Genomic DNA, 22,700 nt, shown 5'->3' on the forward strand with positions numbered 1-22,700 from the left:
GAACAACCATGCCTAAGCCCGGAGAACTCACCTTTGTCGCGCCGCGCGGCGCCAAGCCCCCGCGACACCTCGCCGATCTGAGCCCCGCCGAGCGCAAGGAGGCCGTCGCCGAGCTGGGCGAGCAGCCGTTCCGCGCCAAGCAGCTCTCCAACCACTACTTCGGCCGGATGTCGAACGACCCGGAGAGCTGGACGGACATCCCCGCCGCCAGCCGGGAGAAGCTCACCGGGAGCCTGCTGCCCGAGCTGATGTCGGTGGTGCGGCACGTCTCGTGCGACGACGACGCGACCCGCAAGACGCTGTGGAAGCTCTTCGACGGCACGCTCGTGGAGTCCGTGCTGATGCGCTACCCGGACCGGGTCACCATGTGCATCAGCTCGCAGGCCGGCTGCGGCATGAACTGCCCGTTCTGCGCGACCGGCCAGGCCGGACTGACCCGCAACCTCTCCACCGGCGAGATCGTCGAGCAGATCGCGGCCGGGATGCGCTCGCTGAAGTCCGGTGAGATCCCGGGCGGCGAGGCGCGGCTGTCCAACGTGGTCTTCATGGGCATGGGCGAGCCGCTGGCGAACTACAACCGGGTGCTGGCCTCGATCCGTCGGCTGACCGACCCGGCGCCGGACGGCTTCGGCCTGTCCCAGCGCGGCATCACGGTGTCGACCGTCGGGCTCGTCCCGGCGATGCACCGTTTCGCGGACGAGGGGCTCAGCTGCCGCCTGGCGCTGTCCCTGCACGCCCCGGACGACGAGCTGCGCGACGAGCTGGTGCCGGTGAACACCCGGTGGAAGGTCGCCGAGGTGCTGGACGCGGCCTGGAACTACGCGGAGAAGTCCGGTCGCCGGATCTCCATCGAGTACGCGCTGATCAAGGACATCAACGACCAGGCCTGGCGTGCCGACCTGCTCGGCCGGCTGATCAAGAACCGCCGGGTGCACGTCAACCTGATCCCGCTGAACCCGACTCCGGGTTCCAAGTGGACCGCCTCCCGGCCCGAGGACGAGCGCGAGTTCGTCCGCCGGCTGCAGTCGCACGGCGTGCCGACGACCGTCCGCGACACCCGAGGCCAGGAGATCGACGGCGCCTGCGGCCAGCTCGCCGCAGCGGGTTAGTCCGGAGGTCAGCGCAGGCCGGCGGCCGCCAGTGCGGCGGTCGCCCCGCCGGTCAGCAGCAGTGCGGTGCCGACCGCCAGGGTGCGCAGCGCGACGGCGCCGAACAGCAGCCGGGGCGAGGCACCGAGGCGCAGCAGCGCGTCGGTGACGTTCCGGCGGTCGGAGCGCACCTCGGCCAGCCGGGTGGCCACGGCGGCGGCCGCGCAGCCGAGCACCAGGCAGGCCTCGACGGCGGGCAGCGCGTCGGCGCTGCCGGGGGTGCCGATCCAGTAGCGGATGGTGGTGAGCACCAGCGCGACGGCGAGGGTGAGGACGGCCAGCGGCGCGCCGAGGCGCGGGGCCTGGGCGGTGAGGCCGCGTCCGGCGAGCAGCCGCAGCGGGGTGGGCCGGCCGAGGGCGAGCAGTCGTCCGGTCCAGGCCAGGAGGGGGCCGGTGAGCAGGGCGAGGCCGAGGGCGCTCGCGGCCCAGCCGCCGAGTGCGGCGGTGCTGGTGGTGCCGAGCCCGGCGGGCAGGTGGACCGGGCGGCCGTCGACGGCGGCGCCGGGCCGCAGGGCGATGAGTTCGAGGGCGGTGCCGATCACGCCGAGGCCGACCGGCAGGGCGATCCGCCAGGCGCCGAAACCGGTGCCGCGGCGGGCACGGCCGCCGGGCAGGTGCTCGGTGACGGAGACGGCGCAGGCCGCGGCGGTGCCGGCGGTGAGCGGGACCAGGGCGAGCAGGGTGACGGGCGCTGCGGCCGGCAGGGGCACGCCCATGCCGAGGTCGGGGGCGAGCGAGGGCCCGGCGATGTCGTTGCGCAGCACCAGGAAGACCAGCAGGGTGAGCACGCTGCCGAGGGTGCAGGCGAGGGCGACCTCGCCTGCGATCAGGGTCCGGATCCGGCGGGAGCCGGCGCCGGCGGCGGTGAGGCCGGCGATCCGCTCGGGGCGCCGGGCGGGTACCGCGCGGGCGGCGACGGCCGCGAACCAGGCGACGGCGGCGAGCGGGGGGAGGCACCAGAGCAGCCGGACCAGGGGGTCGGTGCCGCCGAGCGGGCCGCTCATCGCCCGGCCGAGGGAGCGCAGCAGGAAGGCGGCGACCACGGCGGCGGCCAGCGCGGTGAGCAGCCAGCGGCCGAGGTCGGGCACCCGGTAGCCCCGGGCCAGACGGAGATAGAACACGTCGACTCTTTCAGCGGCTCGGCGTCGTCAGCGGCGGGTGGCCGTGACGGCGGACGCTCCGGAGGCTCCGGACGCGGCGGGGCCGCGCGGGACGGGGGCGGCGGGGGCGGCGAGCCGTCCGTCGACGAGGGCGACGGCGCGGTCCGCGAACCGGACGAGCTCGGGGTCGTGGGTGGCCAGGACGAGGGTGAGCTGGTGCGAGCGGGCCGCACTGGTCAGTATCCGCAGGACCTGGTCGGCAGCCTCGCGGTGCAGCGGGGCGGTGGGGTCGTCGGCGAAGACGACGGGCGGCAGCGGGGCCAGGGCGCGGGCGACGGCGACGCGCTGGCACTGGCTCTGGACCAGCCAGTCGGGGCGCTGCTTGGCGAAGTCGCCGACGTCGAGGCGCTCCAGCCACTCGTCGGCGGCGGTGTAGGCGGCCTTGTTGCCGGCCCCGGCGAGCAGCAGCGGGAGGGCGACGTTCTCGCGGGCGGTGAGCTCGGGGACCAGGTGCGGTTCGGAGCCGACGAAGCCGAAACGGTCGCGGCGCAGTCGTTCGCGGCCGGCCCGGGTGAGGGTGTGCACGGGGGCGCTGTTGAACCAGACCTCGCCGTCGTCGACCGGGAGCTGGGCGGAGAGGCAGCCCAGCAGGGTGCTCTTGCCGGAGCCGCGCGGGCCGGTGACGGCGAGGACCTCGCCCTCGCGGACGCCGATCGAGATGCCGCGCAGGGCGGGGGTGCCGTGATGGGACTTGACGATCCCTCGGGCCCACAGCACGTCGTTGTCAGGCGGTGCCGCTGACATGAGGTTCCATCCTGGGAGCCGCAGGGATATGACAGTCGTCAGATTAGAACGACCGGGGCGGGGCGCGGTTGCGGCGCACTGGTCCATCACGGGCAAATCACCCGCATTCAGGCATGTTTGGTCCTGTGACTGTGATGTTCCGGTTTGGTCGTACGACCGCGGTGTTCCGGCGTGGGGACGCCGAAGGGCGGCCCCGCGGGGAGCGGGGCCGCCCTTCGGCGGAGGGTGGGGAAGGAGGATCAGGAGGTCAGATCTTCGCCCACGCGTCGGTGAGGCTGGTCCGCAGGATCTGCTCGATCTCGTCGAAGGTCGACTGGTCGGAGATCAGCGGCGGGGCCAGCTGGATGACCGGGTCGCCACGGTCGTCGGCGCGGCAGTACAGGCCGTTGTCGAAGAGGGCCTTCGACAGGAAGCCGTAGAGCACGCGCTCCACCTCGTCGTCGTTGAACGACTCCTTGGTGACCTTGTCCTTCACGAGCTCGATGCCGTAGAAGTACCCGTTGCCGCGGACGTCGCCGACGATCGGCAGGTCGCGCAGCTTGTCCAGGGTGCCCAGGAAGGCGGCCTCGTTGTCGAGGACGCGCTGGTTCAGGCCCTCGCGCTCGAAGATGTCGAGGTTGGCCAGCGCCACGGCGGAGGAGACCGGGTGGCCGCCGAAGGTGTAGCCGTGCAGGAAGGTGTTGTCGCCCTTGTAGAACGGCTCGGCGAGGCGGTCCGAGATGATCGTGGCGCCGATCGGGGAGTAGCCCGAGGTCATGCCCTTGGCGCAGGTGATCATGTCGGGCTGGTAGCCGAACTTGTCGGCGCCGAACATGGTGCCGAGGCGGCCGAAGGCGCAGATGACCTCGTCCGAGACCAGCAGCACGTCGTGGCGGTCGCAGATCTCGCGCAGGCGCTGGAAGTACCCGGGCGGCGGCGGGAAGCAGCCGCCGGCGTTCTGCACCGGCTCGACGAAGACGGCGGCGACGGTCTCGGCGCCCTCGTTGAGGATGGCGACCTCGATCTCGTCGGCGCACCAGCGGCCGTACGCCTCGGGGTCGACCGTGCCGTCCGGGCCCTCGAGGAAGGCCGGGGCGCGGTAGATGTTGGTGTTCGGGGCCTTGTGGGTGCCCGGCACCAGCGGCTCGAACGGGGCCTTCAGGCCCGGCAGGCCGGTGATGGACAGCGCGCCCTGCGGGGTGCCGTGGTAGGCGACGGCGCGGGAGATGACCTTGTACTTGGTCGGCTTGCCGGTCAGCTTGAAGTACTGCTTGGCGAGCTTCCAGGCGGTCTCGACGGCCTCGCCGCCACCGGTGGAGAAGAAGACCTTGTTCAGGTCGCCGGGGGCGTAGTTGGCCAGGCGCTCGGCCAGCTCGACGGCCTTCGGGTGGGCGTAGCTCCACACCGGGAAGAAGGCGAGCTCCTTGGCCTGCTTGGCGGCGGCCTCGGCGAGCTCCTCGCGGCCGTGACCGGCCTGGACGACGAACAGGCCGGCGAGGCCGTCGAGGTACTTCCGCCCCTTGTCGTCCCAGACGTAGGTGCCCTCGCCCCTGACGATCGTCGGCACGGGGGAGTTCTCGTACGACGACATGCGGGTGAAGTGCATCCACAGGTGGTCGTAGGCGGTCTTGGAAAGGTCCTTCTGCGCCGGGTCGGCTGTCATCGGGTGCCCCAGGTGTAGGTCTGTTTCCGGAGCTTCAGGTAAACGAAGCTCTCGGTGCTCCGCACGCCGGGAAGCGCGCGGATGCGCTTGTTGATCAGTTCGAGCAGGTGCTCGTCGTCCTCGCAGACCAGTTCGGCCAGGAGATCGAACGAGCCTGCGGTGCAGACGACGTAGTCGACCTCGTCGAGGGCGGCCAGCGCGTCGGCGACGGGCTCGATGTCACCCTCGACCCGGATCCCGACCATCGCCTGGCGGGTGAAGCCGACGGTGAGCGGGTCCGTGACGGCGACGATCTGCATCACGCCCTGGTCGAGCAGCTTCTGGACGCGCTGTCGTACGGCTGCCTCGGACAGGCCGACGGCCTTGCCGATGGCGGCGTACGGGCGGCGCCCGTCCTCCTGGAGCTGCTCGATGATCGCCTTGGAGGCGGCGTCGAGGGGAACGCTGGCGTTCCGGTCGCGGTTGGCCACGCGGCCACTGTGCCTGATCGCTCCCGCGTTCGCAAGTGTGGAAGCTGCTGATTTCGTCGTGATCCCGGATGACACGTACGGATTTCATTGCTTGCGCGCACTTACCCTGTCGATACCAGCAGTCCTGCGGCTACCCTGGCACGGTACGCGCGCGGCCCCGCGAGGTGCCGTGCGTACCGCCACCAGTGGACCGCGCCGATTCGGGGCCGTCCACTCGGCACCCTTCGTGCGTCGGATCTGCCGACGTACCATGGCGCCGGAATCTGCAATGCCGCAGGCCCAGACCGAGGAGAGATCCGTGAGCGACCTTCGCACGCTGCGCAACTACATCAACGGTGAGTTCGTCGACGCGGCTGACGGCCGCACGCTCGACATCGTCGACCCGACCACCGGCGAGGTGTACGCGACGTCGCCGCTGTCCGGCGCCGCGGACGTGGACGCCGCCATGGCCTCCGCCGCCGCCGCGTTCCCGATCTGGCGGGACGCCACCCCGAGCACCCGGCAGAAGCTGCTGCTCAAGATCGCCGACGCGGTCGAGGCCCGGGCCGACGAGATCGTCGACGTCGAGGTGCGCAACACCGGCAAGCCCCGCGCGCTGACCCTCTCCGAGGAGATCGGCCCGATGGTGGACCAGATCCGCTTCTTCGCCGGTGCCGCCCGCCTGCTGGAGGGCAAGGCCGCCGGTGAGTACATGGACGGGATGACCTCGATCGTCCGCCGCGAGCCGGTCGGCGTCTGCGCCCAGGTCGCGCCGTGGAACTACCCGATGATGATGGCCGTCTGGAAGTTCGCCCCGGCCCTCGCCGCGGGCAACGCCGTCGTCCTGAAGCCCTCGGACACCACCCCGGCCTCCACCGTGCTGCTCGCCGAGATCATCGGCGGCGTCCTCAAGGACCTGGACCTGCCGGCCGGCGTCTTCAACGTCATCTGCGGCGACCGCGAGAGCGGCAAGCTGATGGTCGAGCACAAGACCCCGGCGATGGCCTCCATCACCGGTTCGGTCCGGGCCGGCATCCAGGTCGCCGAGTCGGCCTCCAAGGACGTCAAGCGCGTCCACCTGGAGCTGGGCGGCAAGGCCCCCGTCGTGGTCTTCGACGACGCCGACATCGCCGAGGCCGTCGAGGGCATCTCGGTGGCCGGCTACTTCAACGCCGGCCAGGACTGCACCGCCGCCACCCGCGTGCTGGTGCACGAGTCGATCCACGACGCCTTCGTCGAGGCGCTGGCCAAGGCCGCGGCCGAGACCAAGACCGGTGGCGTGGACGACGAGGACGTGCTGTACGGCCCGCTGAACAACGCCAACCAGCTGCAGCAGGTCAGCGGCTTCATCGAGCGGCTGCCCGCCCACGCCAAGGTCGAGGCCGGTGGCCACCGGGTCGGCGACAAGGGCTACTTCTACGCCCCGACCGTCGTCTCCGGCCTGAACCAGGACGACGAGATCATCCAGAACGAGGTCTTCGGCCCGGTCATCACCGTGCAGAAGTTCACCGACGAGGAGCAGGCCGTCGAGTACGCCAACGGCGTCGAGTTCGCGCTGGCCTCCTCGGTGTGGACCAAGGACCACGCCCGCGCCATGCGGATGTCGCGCCGCCTGGACTTCGGCTGCGTCTGGATCAACACCCACATCCCGCTGGTCGCCGAGATGCCGCACGGCGGCTTCAAGAAGTCCGGCTACGGCAAGGACCTGTCGGCGTACGGCTTCGAGGACTACACCCGCGTGAAGCACGTCATGACCGCGATCTAGCGGGTCATGACCGATCGGTGGGGTATGACCGCGATCCAGCGGGTCGTGACCGATCGGTGGGGTATGACCGCGATCCAGCGGGTCATGACCGATCGGTGGGGTATGACCGCGATCCGGTGAGTTCAGGGCGTGCTGCGCGTCGTACGAACCGACCACAGGGCCCGGGTCCTTCCGACCCGGGCCCTGTGCCTTTGCACCCTGTCGACGGATCGCGCGACCGACTGACAGGATGGATCTGCACTTCGCGGTCGGCCCGCCCTAGCCTTACCGGCATGAGCATCCCCACCGCTGACTCAGCCGCCGGCCAGGCCGTAAAGGCCGCCGACCGCGCGCACGTCTTCCACTCGTGGTCCGCCCAGGCGCTGATCGACCCCCTCGCGGTGGCCGGCGCCGAGGGCTCGTACTTCTGGGACTACGACGGCAACCGCTACCTGGACTTCTCCTCGCAGCTGGTCAACACCAACATCGGCCACCAGCACCCGAAGGTGGTCGCGGCGATCCAGGAGCAGGCGGCGAAGCTCTGCACCATCGCGCCCGGCTTCGCGGTCGAGTCGCGCAGCGAGGCCGCCCGGTTGATCGCCGAGCGCACCCCGGGCGACCTGGACAAGGTCTTCTTCACCAACGGCGGCGCCGAGGCCAACGAGAACGCCATCCGGCTGGCCCGGCTGCACACCGGCCGGCAGAAGGTCCTCTCCACCTACCGCTCGTACCACGGCGCCACCGCCAACGCGATCGCCCTCACCGGCGACCCGCGGCGCTGGGCCAACGAGACCGGTGTCTCCGGCGTGGTGCACTTCTGGGGCCCGTACGCCTACCGCTCCAACTTCCACGCCGAGAACGAGGCGCAGGAGTGCGAGCGCGCGCTGCGGCACCTGGAGGAGGTGATCGCGTTCGAGGGGCCGGGCACCGTCGCGGCGGTCATCCTGGAGACCGTGGTCGGCACTGCGGGCGTCCTGGTCCCGCCGCCCGGCTACCTGGCCGGGGTGCGGGAGATCTGCGACCGCCACGGCATCGTGTTCATCCTCGACGAGGTGATGGCCGGCTTCGGCCGCACCGGCGAGTGGTTCGCCGCCGACCACTGGGGCGTCACCCCGGACCTGCTGACCTTCGCCAAGGGCGTCAACTCCGGCTACGTGCCGCTGGGCGGCGTGGCGATCAGCGCCGAGATCGCGGCCACCTTCGCCGAGCGCGCCTTCCCCGGCGGGCTCACCTACTCCGGCCACCCGCTGGCCTGCGCCTCCGCGGTGGCGACCATCGACACGATGGCGGAGGAGGGCATCGTCGAGAACGCCAAGCACATCGGCGAGACCGTGCTCGGCCCCGGCCTGCGCGAGCTGGCCGAGCGGCACCCGTCGATCGGCGAGGTCCGCGGCCTGGGCGTGTTCTGGGCGCTCGACCTGGTGAAGGACCGCGGGACCCGCGAGCCGCTGGTGCCGTACAACGCCGCCGGTGCCGCCAACGCGCCGATGGCCGAGCTGGCCGCCGCCTGCAAGCAGCGCGGGCTCTGGCCGTTCGTCAACATGAACCGCTTCCACGTCGTCCCGCCGTGCACCGTCACCGAGGAGGAGGCCAAGACCGGCCTCGCGGTGCTGGACGAGGTGCTGTCGCTCACCGACGCGCACACTGTCTGACGTACCTACCAGGACGGCCCCGGGCACCCGTGCGTGTGTCCGGGGCCGTCCCACGCTCCGGAAGGTTCCCCATGCCCAGCAGCTCCACCCTGACCCGTCGTCCGTCCAACCCGCTCTCCCTGCGCCGGCGTTCCGTGCTCGGCGGGGCCACGCTGCTCGGTGCCGGCACGCTGACCGGCTGCGGGATCCCGTCCGCGTACGTCGCCGAGGACCGCCGCTCGGCACCGGACCGGTCGGAGAGCGACAAGCGGCTCGTCTTCTCCAACTGGACGCAGTACATCGACACCGACGACCGGGGCGGGCGCCCGACCCTGGACGCCTTCAGTGAGCAGAGCGGGATCGAGGTCGCCTACACCGAGGACATCAACGACAACGACGAGTTCTTCGGCAAGATCAGCCCGGTGCTCACCCAGGGTGCCGACCCCGGCCGCGACCTGATGGTGATCAGCGACTGGATGGCCGGCCGGTACGTCTCGCTGGGCTGGGTGCAGGCCATGGACCGGGCCAACCTCCCCAACGTCGGCGCCAACCTGGACCCGCAGCTCGCGAACCCGGCTTTCGACCCCGGGCGCCGGCGCAGCGTGCCGTGGCAGTCCGGGATCACCGGCATCGCGTACAACCGCAAGGCCCTCGGCCGGGAGATCAGGTCCACCGCCGACCTGTGGGCGCCCGACCTCAAGGGGCGGGTCACGCTGTTCGCCGGCCTGGACGAGGCGCTCGGGCTGCTGATGCTCTCCCAGGGCGCGGACATCGCGGCGTTCACCGACGACGACGCGGACAAGGCGATGGACCTGGTGCAGAAGATGGTGGACACCGGCCACGTCCGCCGCTTCACCGGCAACGACTACACCAGCGACCTCGCCTCCGGCGCGGCGCTCGCCTGCCAGGCCTACTCCGGCGACGCGGTCCAGCTCACCGCCGAGAACCCGGACATCGAGTTCGTGGTGCCGGAGGAGGGCGGCGAGCTGTGGGCGGAGAGCCTGATGATCCCCAACCGCGCCGTCCACAAGCGCAATGCCGAGCTGCTGGTCGACTACTACTACCGGCCCGAGGTGGCCGCGGAGCTCGCCGCGTTCGTCCAGTACATCTGTCCGGTGCCGGCCGCCCGCGAGGTACTGGCGGCCAGCGGCGACAAGGAGAAGGCCGAACTCGCCGAGAACCCGCTGGTCTTCCCGACCGAGGAGATGCGCGCCCGGCTGCGCACCATGCGCGACGTCACCTCGGCCGAGCGGCCCCGACTGCACAAGGTCTGGGGGCGCATCACCGGGGTGTGAGGACGCGGGGCGTGCCGACCGCGGACGGGAGGACCGCGCGGGCGCGCCACCGCTAGCGCCGCACGGCGTCCAGGGCGAGCAGGGCGACGTGCAGGGAGAGGCAGGACTCGACCTGGTCGAGGTCGACGCCGAGGATCCGCTCGACCTTGTGCAGCCGGTCGTAGAAGGACGGCCGGGACAGGTGCGCGGCGTCCGCCGCGGCCGACTTGTTCCGGCCCTGCTCCAGGTAGATCCGCAGCATCTGCACCAACTGGCCGTTGTGCTCGGCGTCGTGCGCCAGCAGCGGGCCCAGCTCGCGCTCCACGTAGGTCTGCAGCCGGGCGTCGTCGCGCAGCAGGTGGAGCAGGCCGCGCAGCCGCACGTCCGGCAGCCGGTAGTAGGAGGAGCTGCGGCCGCCGCCGGGCACGTCGTGCAGGGCGGCGTCGGCGACCTGGGTGGCCTCCAGCAGGGTGCGCCGGGCGTCGCGGACCGAGCCGACCGATGAACCGACGGCGACCACCGGACCCGCCGGGTCGGCGCCCTCCCGGCCGGCCTCGGCGGACATCCGGCGCAGGGCGGCCGAGAGGGAGTCCAGCGCGGCGTGCTCGTCCTGCTGGGGGCCGAGCGCGATCAGCAGTCCGACGGCCTCGTCGTCCAGCGCGCCGACCAGCGCGGAGAGCCGGCAGGCCCGGACCGCGCCCGCGGCCAGCTCGGTGAAGTCGCGCAGCCGGGCCTGGGCCTCCAGCGCGGCCGGGATCGGCCCGCGCCGCTGCCGCAGCACCACGCCGACCAGCCGGCGGCCCTCCAGCGGGACGCCGAGCGCCTGGGCGCGCAGCGCCGCCTCGGAGACGGTCAGCGCGTGGGTGAGGATGCCGGAGAGCAGGGTGCGGTGGGTCTGCCGCTCCAGGCTCTCCCGGTCGCGGACCACCAGCCGGTTGAGTGCCAGCGCGGAGGCGCCGCGCTCCAGCAGCATGGTGTGCGGGTGGGCCTCGCCCTCGGGCAGCGGGCCGGGATCCTGGACCAGCACCAGCCGGCCCCAGTCCTGGCCGCGGGCGCCGACGGTGGTGACCAGCCAGCCGCTGCGCGGGTCGTGGCCGGTCCGTCCGGCCGGACGGACCCCGCGCGAGCGGCGCTCCCAGTCCTCCAGTACCTCGGCCTCCGGACGCCCGGCGGCGTCGTGGGCGAGCACCTGGTGGGCCAGGTTCTCCAGGACGACCGGCCCGCCCGCCATCCGGGCCACCTGCCGGATCACCTCGGGAGGCTCGGCGCCCTCCACCACCAGCTCGTTGAAGACCTGGTGGACGGACTCCGACACGCGCAGCTGCTCCAACTGGGCGTTGACCACCAGGGCGTGCACGGCCTCGGTGACGGCGACGAACCGCAGCTCGCGGCGGAGCGTGATCAGCGGCAGCCCGCGCTGTTCGGCGGCGTTCACCAGGGCGCGGGGGAGCGCGTCGAAGTAGCGCCGCCCGAACTCGACGACCAGGCCGGCCACCCCGACCTCGTCCAGGTCGTGGACGTAGCGGGCCAGGCCCGCGCGGTCCTCGGGCAGCGCGATGCCGGTGGTCAGCACCAGCTCGCCGCCCCGGAGCATCCCGGCGACGTCGGGCAGTTCGCTGACGTGGACCCAGCGGACCGGCCGCTCCAGGTGGTCGGCGCCGGCCACGACCTGGGGGAGGCCGCGCCGCATCACCTCCAGGTCGAGTACTCGGGCGACGGTGGGGAGCATCGCGGGCCTCCATGGCCGGGGGGCCGGAGTGGGGACGGGGTGATCAGAGTGTCAGGTGAATCATCCATCCCCGCGACGACCTGTCGCCCTGCCGGGACCCTTGCACCCTGTAAGGCCCTTCGTGTCGAGATTGTCGCAGTGACCCTTGTCACGCCCCGGCGGCACCGGGCATGGTCAGCGGGTCGGCTGTGGCGGAAAACCGACCCCACGCCGGATTCCGTCGCGGTGACCGGAACGCAACCGTGGAATCCCTTGTCCGGTGCCAGCCGGACTGCCAGGATCGCGCAACCCCGATGATCGACAGGACGGACTCCCGCCCCCGCAGAGCCCCACCTCGGAGGCGGCGCTCCGTCGCTCAGTCGTACCACCGGCACTTGGAGGAACCAGATGGACCTGACCGACTTCGGCGCCGGGGCGCAGCACATCGCGGGCCGCCGGACCCGGGGGCGCGGCGAGCCCTTCCAGGTCGTCAACCCCGCCGACGGCAGCGTGGTCGAGCAGGTCGCCCTGGCCACCACCGAGGACGTCGACGCGGCCGTCGCCGCCGCGAGGGCGGCCCTGCCCGGCTGGTCCTCGGCCACTCCCGGGGCGCGCTCCGAGGCGCTCACCCGGCTGGCTGCCGTGCTGACCGACGCCTGCGGCGACCTCGCCCGGGTGGAGACCGCGCAGACCGGCAAGCCGGTCAAGCTGGCCACCGAGTTCGACGTCCCCGGCACCATCGACAACGCCGCGTTCTTCGCCGGCGCCGCCCGCAACCTGGAGGGCAAGGCGGCGGGGGAGTACTCCGGCGACCACACCTCGTACGTGCGGCGCGAGGCGGTCGGCGTCGTCGGCTCGATCTCGCCGTGGAACTACCCGCTGCAGATGGCCGCCTGGAAGATCCTCCCGGCGATCGCCGCGGGCAACACCATCGTCCTCAAGCCCGCCGAACTGACCCCGCTGACCTCGCTGATGTTCGCCGAGGCGTGCACGGCGGCGGGCATCCCGGACGGCGTGGTCAACGTGGTCACCGGCGCCGGCCGGACCGCCGGCGAGCACCTGGTCGGGCACCCGGACGTCGCGATGGTCTCCTTCACCGGCTCCACCGCGGTCGGCAGGCGGGTCGCCGAGATCGCCACCGCGAGCGTCAAGCGCACCCACCTGGAGCTCGGCGGCAAGGCCCCGTTCGTGGTCTTCGACGACGCCGACCTGGACGCCGCCGTGCACGGCGCCGTCGCCGCCTCGCTGATCAACGGCGGCCAGGACTGCACCGCCGCCACCCGCGCGTACGTCCAGCGCCCGCTGTACGACGCCTTCGTGGCGGGGGTGGCCGAGCTGTTCGCGGCGATCCGGATCGGCGACCCGCTGAACCCGCACACCGACCTCGGCCCGCTGGTCTCGTACACCCACCGGGACCGGGTGGCCGGCTTCGTGGAGCGTGCCCGCGGCTACGCCACCGTCGTCACCGGCGGCCGGGTGCCGCAGAAGGGCCACGACGGCCACGACCTCACCCGGGGCGCGTACTACCCGCCCACCCTGATCACCGGTGCCGCCCAGGACAGCGAGGTCGTCCAGGGAGAGGTCTTCGGCCCGGTGCTGGTCGTGCTCCCCTTCGACGGCGACGACGAGGGCATCCGGCTGGCCAACGACACCCCCTACGGCCTGGCCGCCTCCGCCTGGACGAGCAACGTGCACCGCTCGCTGCGCGCCACCCGGGAGATCGCGGCCGGGTGCGTGTGGGTCAACGACCACATCCCGATCATCAGCGAGATGCCGCACGGCGGCTACAAGGCGTCCGGCTACGGCAAGGACATGTCCCAGTACTCGCTGGACGAGTACACCCAGGTCAAGCACGTCATGTTCGACACCACCGCGGTGGCCCGCAAGGACTGGCACCGCACCGTCTTCGGAGACAGATAACCCCCGGACCGGGGCACTTCCCCCACGCCCCCCTTCTCCCCCCAGGAGGCCCGTTCCATGGCGTTCAACGAGCTCACCGACGGTCTGCCCGACCCGGTCCGCAGGGCCTGGGAGCGCAGCCTGACCAGCGGCCGGGCCGCACTCGGCCGCCGCACCCTGCTGCGCGCCGCCGCCCTCACCGCCGGGGCGGGCACCCTGGCCGCCTGCGGGATCCCGGCGGCCCCCCGGGCGACCGGCGACTCCACCGCGAACGCCGCCAAGGACCTCTCGGACACGGAGAAGGAGGTCGCCTTCTCCAACTGGCCGCTCTACATCGACACCGACGAGAACGACAAGGAGAAGCACGGCACCCTGGAGGCCTTCACCCAGGCCACCGGGATCAAGGTCAAGTACAACGAGGACGTCAACGACAACGTCGAGTTCTTCGGCAAGATCAAGCCGCAGCTCGCCTCCGGCCAGGACACCGGCCGCGACCTGATGGTGCTCACCGACTGGATGGCCGCCCGGCTGATCCGGCTCGGCTGGGTGCAGAAGCTCACCCCGGCGAACGTGACCACCGCCATCACCACCGTCGACCCGCGCTTCCGCGCCCCCGACTGGGACCCGGGCCGGCTCTACTCCTACCCGTGGGCCGGCATCCAGACCGTCGTCGCCTACAACAAGAAGGCGACCAAGGGGAAGGAGGTCACCAGCGTCTCCCAACTGCTGGACGACCCCGAGCTCAAGGGCCGGGTCACCTTCCTCTCCGAGATGCGCGACAGCGTCGGGATGGTGCTGCTGGACCAGGGCAAGGACTCGGCGAAGTTCACCGCCGACGACTTCGACGCCGCGATCGCCCGCCTGCAGAAGGCCGTCGACAGCAAGCAGATCCGGCGTTTCACCGGCAACGACTACGGCCAGGAGCTCTCCTCCGGTGACATCGCCGCCTGCATCGCCTGGGGCGGCGACCTGATCCAACTGCGCGCCGACAACCCGGACATCGAGTTCGTCATCCCGGAGAAGGGCTTCCTCTCCTCGACCGACAACATGCTGGTTCCGGCCAAGGCGCAGCACAAGGCGAACGCGGAAAAGCTGATCGACTTCTACTATCAGCCGAAGATCGCGGCGCAACTGGTCGCGGGCATCGGCTTCGTCTCCGCCGTCACCGGGATGAACGACGAGCTCGCCACCCTCGCCCCGGACACCGCGGCCAACCCGCTGGTCGTACCCACCCCCGAGATGGCGGCCAAGGCACACGTGTTCCGCACGCTCACCGAGAGCGAGGAGAGCGACTTCGAGCAGAAGTTCTCCAAGCTCATCGGCGCCTGACCCCCACCCCCGGCCGAGAACCCCAGGAAGACACCACCCCATGACAGACCAGCAGCGCGACGCGGCCGTCGGCGGCGACGTCCGGCTCACCGGCATCGGCAAGACCTACGGCTCCTTCACCGCCGTCCACCCCCTCGACCTGACCGTCCCCCAGGGCTCCTTCTTCGCCTTGCTCGGCGCCTCAGGCTGCGGCAAGACCACCACCCTGCGCATGATCGCCGGCCTGGAGGAGCCCACCAGCGGCACCGTCCTGATTGGCGGCCAGGACGTCACCGCCCTGCCCCCGTACAAGCGGCCGGTGAACACCGTCTTCCAGAGCTACGCGCTCTTCCCGCACCTGGACATCTTCGAGAACGTCGCCTTCGGCCTGCGCCGACGCGGCAGGAAGGACGTCAAGAAGCAGGTCGAGGACATGCTGGAGCTGGTCGAACTCGGCCAGTACGCCCGGCGCAAGCCGCACCAGCTCTCCGGCGGCCAGCAGCAGCGCGTCGCCGTCGCCCGCGCGCTGATCAACCACCCGCAGGTGCTGCTCCTGGACGAGCCGCTCGGCGCGCTCGACCTCAAGCTCCGCCGCCAGATGCAGCTGGAACTCAAGCGGATCCAGACCGAGGTCGGCATCACCTTCGTGCACGTCACCCACGACCAGGAGGAGGCCATGACCATGGCCGACACCATCGCGGTGATGAACGGCGGCCGGGTCGAGCAGCTGGGCGCGCCCGCCGAGCTGTACGAGAACCCCGCCACCACCTTCGTGGCCAACTTCCTCGGCCAGTCCAACCTGCTGCCCGCCGAGGTCACCGGCACCGAAGGAGGCGACCTGCTGCTGAGCGCGGCCGGCGCCCGCCTCACCGTGCCGAAGGCGCGCTGCGCCACCGACGCCAAGCGCGTCCACCTCGGCGTCCGACCCGAGAAGATGACCATCACGCACGCTTCCGAGCAGGTCGCCGACGGCCGCAACCAGCTGGCCGGCACGGTCCTCGACTCCAGCTTCATCGGCGTCTCCACCCAGTACGTGGTGCGCACCGACGGCGGCCAGGAGGTCACGGTCTTCGAGCAGAACATGGAGCGCGACGCCCGGATAGTTCCCGGCGCCGCCGTCCGACTGCACTGGAACCCGGCGCACTCCTTCGCCCTGGACGCCTCACAGGCGATCGACGCGGGCACCGGGGAGGAGGCCGCATGACCGCCACCGTCCCGGCCGCGCCGCCCCAAGTCATCCCGTCGGTGGCGGAGCGCAAGCCGAAGCGCAAGCTCACCGCGTACTGGCTGCTGCTGCCCGGCATCGCCTGGCTGGTCGTCTTCTTCGCCGTCCCGATGGTCTACCAGGCGTCCACCTCGCTGCAGACCGGTTCGCTCGAAGCGGGCTTCAAGGTCACCTGGCACTTCTCGACGTACTGGGACGCCCTGGTCGAGTACAAGTGGCACTTCGTCCGGTCGTTCTCCTACGCCGCCGTCGCCACCGTGCTCTGCCTGGCGGTCGGCTACCCACTCGCCTACACGATCGCCTTCAAGGCGAGCAAGCGCTGGCGCAACGTCATCCTGATCCTGGTCATCGCGCCGTTCTTCACCAGCTTCCTGATCCGCACGCTGGCCTGGAAGACGATCCTGTCCGACGGCGGCCCGGTGGTCGGCGCGCTGAACGCCCTGCACGTCCTCGACCTCACCAACCTGGTCGGCCTCACCTCCGGCGACCGGGTGCTGGCCACGCCGCTCGCGGTGGTCTGCGGCCTGACCTACAACTTCCTGCCGTTCATGATCCTCCCGCTGTACACCTCGCTGGAGCGGATCGACCCGCGCCTGCACGAGGCGGCCGGCGACCTCTACGCGCGGCCGTTCACCACCTTCCGCAAGGTCACCTTCCCGATCTCGCTGCCGGGCGTGGTCGCGGGCACCCTGCTGACCTTCATCCCGGCCTCCGGCGACTACATCAACGCCCAGCTGCTGGGCTCGCCGAGCGAGCAGATGGTCGGCAACGGCATCCAGAAGCAGTTCCTGAACGTGCTCGACTACCCCACGGCGGCTGCGCTGAGCTTCATCCTGATGGCCCTGATCCTGGGCATGGTGACGGTCTACATGCGCAAGGCCGGGACGGAGGATCTGGTCTGATGTCCCGAATCCTGAAGTGGGTCCGCGCCCACCTGGTCGTCCTGGCCGGCGTGCTGGCCCTCGCCTACCTGGTGCTGCCCAACCTGGTCGTGCTCGCCTTCTCGTTCAACAAGCCGGTGGGCAAGTTCAACTACGAGTGGAACGAGTTCTCCACCGACGCCTGGACGAACCCCTGCGGCGTGGCCGACATGTGCCAGTCGCTCTCGCTCAGCCTGCAGATCGCCGTGCTCGCCACGATCGGCGCCACCGTGCTCGGCACCATGGTCGCCTTCGCGCTGGCCCGCTACCGCTTCCGCGGCCGCTCGGCCACCACCGCGATGATCTTCCTGCCGATGGCCATGCCCGAGGTGGTCATGGCCGCCTCGCTCGGGACGCTCTTCCTCAACATGCGCATCCCCTTCGGCTTCACCACCATCCTCATCGCGCACATCATGTTCTGCCTCAGCTTCGTGGTGACGGCGGTCAAGGCGCGCGTGATGAGCATGGACCCGAGGCTCGAACAGGCCGCCCAGGACCTCTACGCGACCCCCACCCAGACCTTCCTGCGGGTCACCCTGCCGCTGGCGGCGCCCGGCATCGCGGCGGGCGCGCTGCTCAGCTTCGCGCTCTCCTTCGACGACTTCATCATCACCCAGTTCAACTCGGGCCCGACCACGGTCACCTTCCCGATGTTCGTCTGGGGCGCCTCGCAGCGCGGCATCCCGGTGCAGGTGAACGTCATCGGCACCGCGATGTTCCTCGCCGCCGTCGTGCTGACCGTCGTCGGTCAGTGGCTGGGCAACCGCAGGAAGGCCACCGCCTGACGTACGGTCGGTCAGCGGTGGCCCGTAACGACATCTATCCGTAGAAAGTGGCTGATAATGCATGGACTCCGCCCGCGCACTCAGTGACGCCAGGCCCACCCCCTTCTGGCTGGAGGACCCGGGCCGGCCGGCGGCGCTGCCCGCCCTGGTCGGCGACACCACCTGCGACCTGCTGGTCGTCGGCGGCGGCTACTCCGGCCTGTGGACCGCCCTCATCGCCAAGGAACGCGACCCCTCGCTGGACGTCGTGCTGGTCGAGGGCAACGAGGTCGGGTGGGCCGCGTCCGGGCGCAACGGCGGATTCTGCGCGGCCAGCCTCACCCACGGCTTCGGCAACGGCCTGGACCGCTGGCCGTCCGAACTCGCCCGGCTGGAGCGCCTCGGCGCCGCCAACCTCGACGACATCGAGGCCACCCTCAAGCGCTACGGCATCGACGCCGAGTGGGAGCGCACCGGCGAGATCGACGTCGCCACCCGGCCCCACCAGGTCGAGGAACTCCACGAGGTCGCCGAGGCCGTCGCCCGTTACGGCCTCGACGTCACCGTCCTGGACGCCGACGAGGTGCGCGCCGAGGTGGACTCGCCGACCTTCCTCGGCGGTCTCTGGGACAAGGAAGGGGTGGCGATGGTCCACCCCGCCAAGCTCGCCTGGGGCCTCAAGGAGGCCTGCCTGAGCCAGGGCGTGCGGATCCATGAGCACACCCGGGCCACCGACCTGCGGGAGCACGGCAGCGGCATGGCCGCCCGCACCCCCTACGGCCGGATCTTCGCCCGCCGGGTCGCGCTCGGCACCAACGTCTTCCCGTCCCTGCTCAAGCGGGTCCGCCCGTACGTCGTGCCGGTGTACGACTACGCGCTGATGAGCGAGCCGCTCAGCGACGAGCAACTCGCCTCGATCGGCTGGCGCGGGCGCCAGGGCCTCGGCGACAGCGCCAACAAGTTCCACTACTTCCGGCTCTCCGCCGACAACCGGATCCTCTGGGGCGGCTACGACGCGGTCTACCACTACGGCGGCCACGTCCGGCACGAGTACGACCAGCGGCCGGAGACCTTCCGCACCCTCGCCGGCAACTTCTTCCGCTGCTTCCCGCAGCTGGAGGGCCTGCGCTTCACCAACGCCTGGGGCGGCGCGATCGACACCTGCAGCCGGTTCTCGGCGTTCTTCGACACCGCGTACCGGGGCAAGGTCGCCTACGCGGTCGGGTACACCGGGCTCGGCGTCGGCGCGACCCGCTTCGGTGCCGAGGTGATGCTCGACCTGCTGGCCGGCGAGCGCACCGAGCGCACCTCGCTGGAGATGGTCCGCAGCAAGCCGCTGCCGTTCCCGCCCGAGCCGGTGCGCTGGGCCGGGATCGAGATCACCACCCGGTCGCTGGAGCGGGCCGACCGCAACGGGGGCCACCGCAACCTCTGGCTGCGCACGCTCGACCGCCTGGGGCTGGGCTTCGACAGCTGACCCGTTCGGCCGTCGACCCCGTTCGGTCCTCGACACCGTTCGGCCGTCGGGCCCGTGCAGCCGGCTCCGTTCGACTGCCGGCGCCGTGCAGCCGACCCGTCGGTGCCCGGACCCGTGTAAGAGGGACCCGCCGTCCGCCTCTCCTTGGTGACGGCGGGTCTCGGTCTTCCCCGCCGTGCCCGAACAGGACGAACGGCAAGGAGCGGGGACAGACATGGAGAGCACCGGACTGCACTGGCTCGCCCAAGCGGCACCGGACCCGGACTCCCTCCGGGAACAGTGGGAGCGCACCGGGCTGGGCCTGATGCTGCTACCGGCCGGCCGCCGCTGGGACGTGCTGTCCGTCCCCGGCCGGCTCGGGCGCCCGGCGCTGGACGTCCTGGCCACCGGCATCCGCGGCCCGGTCCTCACCGACTTCGGCGAGGAGCACGTCACCTTCCTGGTACCGGTCGGCACCGCCGCCCGCTGGGTCGGCACGGGCGTGCGCGGCGCGGGCGACGGCACCTGGATCGTCGTCCCGCACCCCGAGCGCAGCAGCCGCGGCGTGCGCTGGCTCGTCCCGCCGGACGGCTCCGGGCGGCTCAACGACCCGGTGCTGCTGGAACTCGCCCTGCACGAGGCGGCGGCGGGCCTCGGCGGGTGGTGAGCGCGGCGGCGGTGGCGCGCCGGGCGGGCGGTCGCGTCAGACTGGAGGCGTGACCACCGCCCCGCACACCGTCGACGCGGCCCTCCGCCCGGGCCCCGCCCAGCTGCGACTGGCCGGCCTGGCCGCGCCGGTCTGCGTCCGGTACGGCCTCGCCCTGGCCGGCGGGCACGCGCTGCGCGCCCACGGCGTCACGGCCTGCACACAGGACGGGCTCACCCTGGCGACCGGCGGCGCCGACCTGCCGGAGGTCGCCGACGCGCTGTCGGAGGCGTACCGGGCGGCCGGCGGCGGGGTGGCCGAGCGCCCGGGCACCCCGCGGCTGGAGCAGCTCACCGTCCGGCTGGCGCTGGGCGGCCGGACGCACTCGGTGGAACTGCGCAAGGAACCGCTGGGCCACCGGCCGGTCCGCCTCGACCTCGGCGCGCCCGGGCCGGACGAGCCGCCGGTGGTGCTGCCGGTCGTCGCCCTGGAGGACGCCGCGGCACTGACCACCGCGCTGCTCGTGGACCGGGGCATGCCGCGCGACCTGGTCGACGTCCACGCCCTCACCCGCTGCTACCGGGAGGGTGAACTGATCGCCCTGGCAGGCGAGTTGGACCAGGACCTCCAGCTCGCGGCGCTCGCCGACCGGCTGGAGACGCTCGCCGAGGCGGCGGACGGGCGGTTCCGCGCCCGGGGCGTCCCGGCCGGGGAGGTGGACGGGCTGAAGCGCTGGGCGCTGGCGTGGGCACAGGACCTGCGGCTGGACCTGCTGGAGACCCAGGAGGCGGCGGACGGCCTGCACGATCCGTACCTGGAGGAGTCGGTGCAGGACGATCTCTCGCCGGACGATCCGTTCTCTGCTGGCGCGTTCGAGGGCCGAACCCGGGAGGGCCCGTCGCGGGAGGGCCGGTCGTCGGAGGGCCGGTCGTCGGACGGCCGGTCGTCGGAGGACGAAGAAGCCTGAGCCGCGTTCCGGTCGGGGCGGAGAGGCGTTCGGAGTAGCGACCGGACGACCTGTAAGGCTGAATCCGAGATCCCCGTCAGCCTGTTCGTTGAGCCGGGCCGGAACCGGGACCACACTGGGAGAAGAGCGCGGTAGCCCCGTGAATTTCCGTCGCCCGGCCCACCCGCGGGCGGCGCCAGACCGGACCGGTGGCAGGACGCCGCCCGGGACTTCGGAGGCAGACGGACCTTGAGCAAGCACATCATTCACTGGATCGGCGGCAAGCCGGTCGCCACCGCCGGCGCGGCGCCCCGTCGTGGTGACATCTTCGACCCGGCCACGGGCCAGGTCGCGGGCCAGGTCGACTTCGCCGGCATCGCCGAGGTCGACCAGGCCGTGGCCGCCGCCGCCTCGGCCTTCGCCGAGTGGCGCACCGCCTCGGTCGCCAAGCGGTCGACGGTGCTCTTCGCCTTCCGCGAGCTGCTGAACGCCCGTCGCGACGAGCTGGCCTCGATCATCGTGGCGGAACATGGCAAGGTGCACTCCGACGCCCTCGGCGAGATCGCCCGCGGTCTGGAGGTCGTCGAGTACGCCTGCGGGATCCCCCAGCTCATCAAGGGCGGCTTCACCGAGCAGGCCTCCACCGGCATCGACGTCTACTCGATCCGCCAGCCGCTCGGCCCCGTCGCGATCATCTCGCCGTTCAACTTCCCGGCCATGGTGCCGATGTGGTTCTTCCCGATCGCCATCGCGGCCGGCAACACCGTCGTGGTGAAGCCCTCGGAGAAGGACCCGTCCGCCGCCAACTTCCTCGCCGGACTGTGGAAGGAGGCCGGCCTGCCGGACGGCGTCTTCAACGTCGTCCACGGTGACAAGGCCGCCGTCGACCGCCTGCTGGAGCACCCGGACATCAAGTCCGTCAGCTTCGTCGGCTCCACCCCGATCGCCCGCTACGTCTACGAGACCGGCACCCGCTACGGGAAGCGCGTGCAGGCCCTCGGCGGTGCCAAGAACCACATGCTGGTCCTGCCCGACGCCGACTTGGACCTCGCCGCCGACGCCGCCGTCAACGCCGGCTTCGGCGCGGCCGGCGAGCGCTGCATGGCGGTGTCCGTCCTGGTCGCCGTCGACCCGATCGGCGACGAGCTGGTCGAGAAGATCAAGCAGCGGGTCGCCACCCTCAAGGTCGGCCCCGGGTGCAACGGCGACTCCGAGATGGGCCCGCTGGTCACCGGCCAGCACCGCGACAAGGTCACCTCCTACGTGGAGTCCGGCGTCGCCGACGGCGCTGAGCTCGCCGTGGACGGCCGCAAGCACCCGGTCACCGCCGAGGACAAGGACGGCACCCCGACCGCAGACGGCTTCTGGCTCGGCCCGACGCTGTTCGACCACGTGAAGCCCGGCATGTCCGTCTACAACGACGAGATCTTCGGCCCGGTCCTCTCGGTCGTGCGCGTCGCCTCCTACGACGAGGGCCTGGCACTGATCAACGCCAACCCGTACGGCAACGGCACCGCCCTCTTCACCAACGACGGAGGCGCGGCCCGGCGCTTCCAGTTCGAGGTGGAGGTCGGCATGGTCGGCATCAACGTGCCGATCCCGGTGCCGGTCGCCTACTACTCCTTCGGCGGCTGGAAGGCCTCGCTGTTCGGTGACGCCCACGCGTACGGCCCGGACGGCGTCCAGTTCTTCACCCGGGGCAAGGCCGTGACCCAGCGCTGGCTGGACCCGTCGCACGGCGGCATCAACCTCGGCTTCCCCACCAACAGCTGAGCCCGAGCCTCGCCGGCCGGACCCCTCTCCCCGGGGCCCGGCCGGCGTTCGTTTGCCTGCCGTTTGCATCCCGGTGCCGAAGCGCGTAGAGTTCTTCGAGCTGCTCGGCAGGGAGCACCGGACACGCGTATGCGCGGACGGTCCCGGGGTGGCCAATCCTCTGAAACACCACTTCCCAGGTTCGGGCTGGGTTGCGTTCGCATTTCTGCGTCGCGGCTCGGTTCCTGTTTGGCGTGTTCGTTTTATCGGATTGCGGCGGATTC

General features: G+C 71.6%; 18 protein-coding genes. 13 read left to right on the forward strand and 5 right to left on the reverse strand.

What is annotated here, in order from left to right:
* Positions 1-8 precede the first annotated feature (8 nt).
* The gene (gene rlmN, locus AB0D10_RS29995; RefSeq protein ID WP_360262076.1) at positions 9-1,109 is read left to right on the forward strand and encodes a 23S rRNA (adenine(2503)-C(2))-methyltransferase RlmN; all 1,101 of its coding nucleotides are present in this window, start codon (positions 9-11) and stop codon (positions 1,107-1,109) included.
* Positions 1,110-1,117: 8 nt separating this feature from the next.
* On the opposite strand, the gene AB0D10_RS30000 is transcribed toward rlmN, so the two are convergent.
* The 4 genes from AB0D10_RS30000 to AB0D10_RS30015 all read right to left on the reverse strand — a co-directional run bounded on the left by AB0D10_RS30000 (position 1,118) and on the right by AB0D10_RS30015 (position 5,164).
* Positions 1,118-2,269: a hypothetical protein gene (locus tag AB0D10_RS30000; protein WP_360262077.1), complete on the reverse strand. Its 1,152-nt coding sequence runs from the start codon at positions 2,267-2,269 to the stop codon at positions 1,118-1,120.
* A gap of 27 nt (positions 2,270-2,296) precedes the next feature.
* Positions 2,297-3,052 carry an ATP-binding cassette domain-containing protein gene (locus AB0D10_RS30005; protein WP_360262078.1) on the reverse strand — a complete coding sequence of 252 codons (756 nt, stop codon included), beginning with the start codon at positions 3,050-3,052 and terminating at the stop codon, positions 2,297-2,299.
* Between the two features lie 247 nt (positions 3,053-3,299).
* Complete coding sequence (locus AB0D10_RS30010) at positions 3,300-4,694, reverse strand: aspartate aminotransferase family protein (protein WP_360262079.1); 1,395 nt, start codon at positions 4,692-4,694, stop codon at positions 3,300-3,302.
* Entirely contained in the window at positions 4,691-5,164 is a 474-nt protein-coding gene (locus AB0D10_RS30015; RefSeq protein ID WP_030243538.1) for an Lrp/AsnC family transcriptional regulator, read from the reverse strand. Before AB0D10_RS30015 ends, AB0D10_RS30010 begins: the two co-directional genes overlap by 4 nt.
* Before the next feature lie 268 nt (positions 5,165-5,432).
* Here AB0D10_RS30015 and AB0D10_RS30020 point away from each other — a divergent pair, with 268 nt between their 5' ends.
* From AB0D10_RS30020 to AB0D10_RS30030, 3 genes are all read left to right on the forward strand, one after another.
* On the forward strand, positions 5,433-6,908 hold the full coding sequence (locus AB0D10_RS30020) for a gamma-aminobutyraldehyde dehydrogenase (RefSeq protein ID WP_360262080.1): 1,476 nt from the start codon (positions 5,433-5,435) through the stop codon (positions 6,906-6,908).
* A gap of 272 nt (positions 6,909-7,180) precedes the next feature.
* Positions 7,181-8,539, forward strand: a complete 1,359-nt coding sequence (locus AB0D10_RS30025; RefSeq protein ID WP_360262081.1) for an aspartate aminotransferase family protein — start codon at positions 7,181-7,183, stop codon at positions 8,537-8,539.
* Between the two features lie 71 nt (positions 8,540-8,610).
* On the forward strand, positions 8,611-9,813 hold the full coding sequence (locus tag AB0D10_RS30030) for a spermidine/putrescine ABC transporter substrate-binding protein (RefSeq protein WP_360262082.1): 1,203 nt from the start codon (positions 8,611-8,613) through the stop codon (positions 9,811-9,813).
* Positions 9,814-9,865: 52 nt separating this feature from the next.
* Here the strand turns inward: AB0D10_RS30030 and AB0D10_RS30035 are convergent, their stop codons facing one another.
* Complete coding sequence (locus AB0D10_RS30035) at positions 9,866-11,521, reverse strand: PucR family transcriptional regulator ligand-binding domain-containing protein (RefSeq protein WP_360262083.1); 1,656 nt, start codon at positions 11,519-11,521, stop codon at positions 9,866-9,868.
* A gap of 387 nt (positions 11,522-11,908) precedes the next feature.
* Here AB0D10_RS30035 and AB0D10_RS30040 point away from each other — a divergent pair, with 387 nt between their 5' ends.
* The 9 genes from AB0D10_RS30040 to AB0D10_RS30080 all read left to right on the forward strand — a co-directional run bounded on the left by AB0D10_RS30040 (position 11,909) and on the right by AB0D10_RS30080 (position 22,437).
* Complete coding sequence (locus AB0D10_RS30040; protein WP_360262084.1) at positions 11,909-13,420, forward strand: gamma-aminobutyraldehyde dehydrogenase; 1,512 nt, start codon at positions 11,909-11,911, stop codon at positions 13,418-13,420.
* Positions 13,421-13,477: 57 nt separating this feature from the next.
* Positions 13,478-14,728 carry a spermidine/putrescine ABC transporter substrate-binding protein gene (locus AB0D10_RS30045; RefSeq protein ID WP_360262085.1) on the forward strand — a complete coding sequence of 417 codons (1,251 nt, stop codon included), beginning with the start codon at positions 13,478-13,480 and terminating at the stop codon, positions 14,726-14,728.
* Positions 14,729-14,768: 40 nt separating this feature from the next.
* Positions 14,769-15,911 (forward strand): ABC transporter ATP-binding protein, encoded by a 1,143-nt coding sequence (locus tag AB0D10_RS30050; protein WP_360262086.1) that lies wholly within the window; start codon positions 14,769-14,771, stop codon positions 15,909-15,911.
* Positions 15,908-16,834 (forward strand): ABC transporter permease, encoded by a 927-nt coding sequence (locus AB0D10_RS30055; protein ID WP_360262087.1) that lies wholly within the window; start codon positions 15,908-15,910, stop codon positions 16,832-16,834. The genes AB0D10_RS30050 and AB0D10_RS30055 overlap by 4 nt, the downstream gene beginning before the upstream one ends.
* Positions 16,834-17,637 (forward strand): ABC transporter permease, encoded by an 804-nt coding sequence (locus AB0D10_RS30060; RefSeq protein WP_360262088.1) that lies wholly within the window; start codon positions 16,834-16,836, stop codon positions 17,635-17,637. Before AB0D10_RS30055 ends, AB0D10_RS30060 begins: the two co-directional genes overlap by 1 nt.
* Before the next feature lie 61 nt (positions 17,638-17,698).
* A complete protein-coding gene (locus AB0D10_RS30065) occupies positions 17,699-19,093 on the forward strand; it encodes an FAD-dependent oxidoreductase (protein ID WP_360262089.1) in 1,395 nt (464 codons plus the stop codon).
* A gap of 214 nt (positions 19,094-19,307) precedes the next feature.
* A complete protein-coding gene (locus tag AB0D10_RS30070) occupies positions 19,308-19,739 on the forward strand; it encodes a bifunctional DNA primase/polymerase (protein WP_360262090.1) in 432 nt (143 codons plus the stop codon).
* Positions 19,740-19,788: 49 nt separating this feature from the next.
* Positions 19,789-20,685, forward strand: coding sequence for a nucleotidyl transferase AbiEii/AbiGii toxin family protein (locus AB0D10_RS30075; RefSeq protein WP_360262091.1), 897 nt, complete (start codon positions 19,789-19,791; stop codon positions 20,683-20,685).
* 228 nt (positions 20,686-20,913) lie between these two features.
* Positions 20,914-22,437 carry a CoA-acylating methylmalonate-semialdehyde dehydrogenase gene (locus AB0D10_RS30080; RefSeq protein WP_360262092.1) on the forward strand — a complete coding sequence of 508 codons (1,524 nt, stop codon included), beginning with the start codon at positions 20,914-20,916 and terminating at the stop codon, positions 22,435-22,437.
* Positions 22,438-22,700 lie beyond the last annotated feature (263 nt).

Source organism: Kitasatospora sp. NPDC048545 (assembly GCF_040651155.1).
Taxonomy (GTDB): Bacteria; Actinomycetota; Actinomycetes; order Streptomycetales; family Streptomycetaceae; genus Kitasatospora.

Bases quoted from the DNA above. Each gene is read 5' to 3' on its own strand.
- rlmN (WP_360262076.1), top strand. From the start codon at position 9: ATGCCTAAGCCCGGAGAACTCACCTTTGTCGCGCCGCGCGGCGCCAAG.
- AB0D10_RS30005 (WP_360262078.1), bottom strand. From the start codon at position 3,052: ATGTCAGCGGCACCGCCTGACAACGACGTGCTGTGGGCCCGAGGGATC.
- AB0D10_RS30010 (WP_360262079.1), bottom strand. From the start codon at position 4,694: ATGACAGCCGACCCGGCGCAGAAGGACCTTTCCAAGACCGCCTACGAC.
- AB0D10_RS30020 (WP_360262080.1), top strand. From the start codon at position 5,433: ATGCCGCAGGCCCAGACCGAGGAGAGATCCGTGAGCGACCTTCGCACG.
- AB0D10_RS30025 (WP_360262081.1), top strand. From the start codon at position 7,181: ATGAGCATCCCCACCGCTGACTCAGCCGCCGGCCAGGCCGTAAAGGCC.
- AB0D10_RS30030 (WP_360262082.1), top strand. From the start codon at position 8,611: ATGCCCAGCAGCTCCACCCTGACCCGTCGTCCGTCCAACCCGCTCTCC.
- AB0D10_RS30035 (WP_360262083.1), bottom strand. From the start codon at position 11,521: ATGCTCCCCACCGTCGCCCGAGTACTCGACCTGGAGGTGATGCGGCGC.
- AB0D10_RS30040 (WP_360262084.1), top strand. From the start codon at position 11,909: ATGGACCTGACCGACTTCGGCGCCGGGGCGCAGCACATCGCGGGCCGC.
- AB0D10_RS30045 (WP_360262085.1), top strand. From the start codon at position 13,478: ATGGCGTTCAACGAGCTCACCGACGGTCTGCCCGACCCGGTCCGCAGG.
- AB0D10_RS30050 (WP_360262086.1), top strand. From the start codon at position 14,769: ATGACAGACCAGCAGCGCGACGCGGCCGTCGGCGGCGACGTCCGGCTC.
- AB0D10_RS30055 (WP_360262087.1), top strand. From the start codon at position 15,908: ATGACCGCCACCGTCCCGGCCGCGCCGCCCCAAGTCATCCCGTCGGTG.
- AB0D10_RS30060 (WP_360262088.1), top strand. From the start codon at position 16,834: ATGTCCCGAATCCTGAAGTGGGTCCGCGCCCACCTGGTCGTCCTGGCC.
- AB0D10_RS30065 (WP_360262089.1), top strand. From the start codon at position 17,699: ATGGACTCCGCCCGCGCACTCAGTGACGCCAGGCCCACCCCCTTCTGG.
- AB0D10_RS30070 (WP_360262090.1), top strand. From the start codon at position 19,308: ATGGAGAGCACCGGACTGCACTGGCTCGCCCAAGCGGCACCGGACCCG.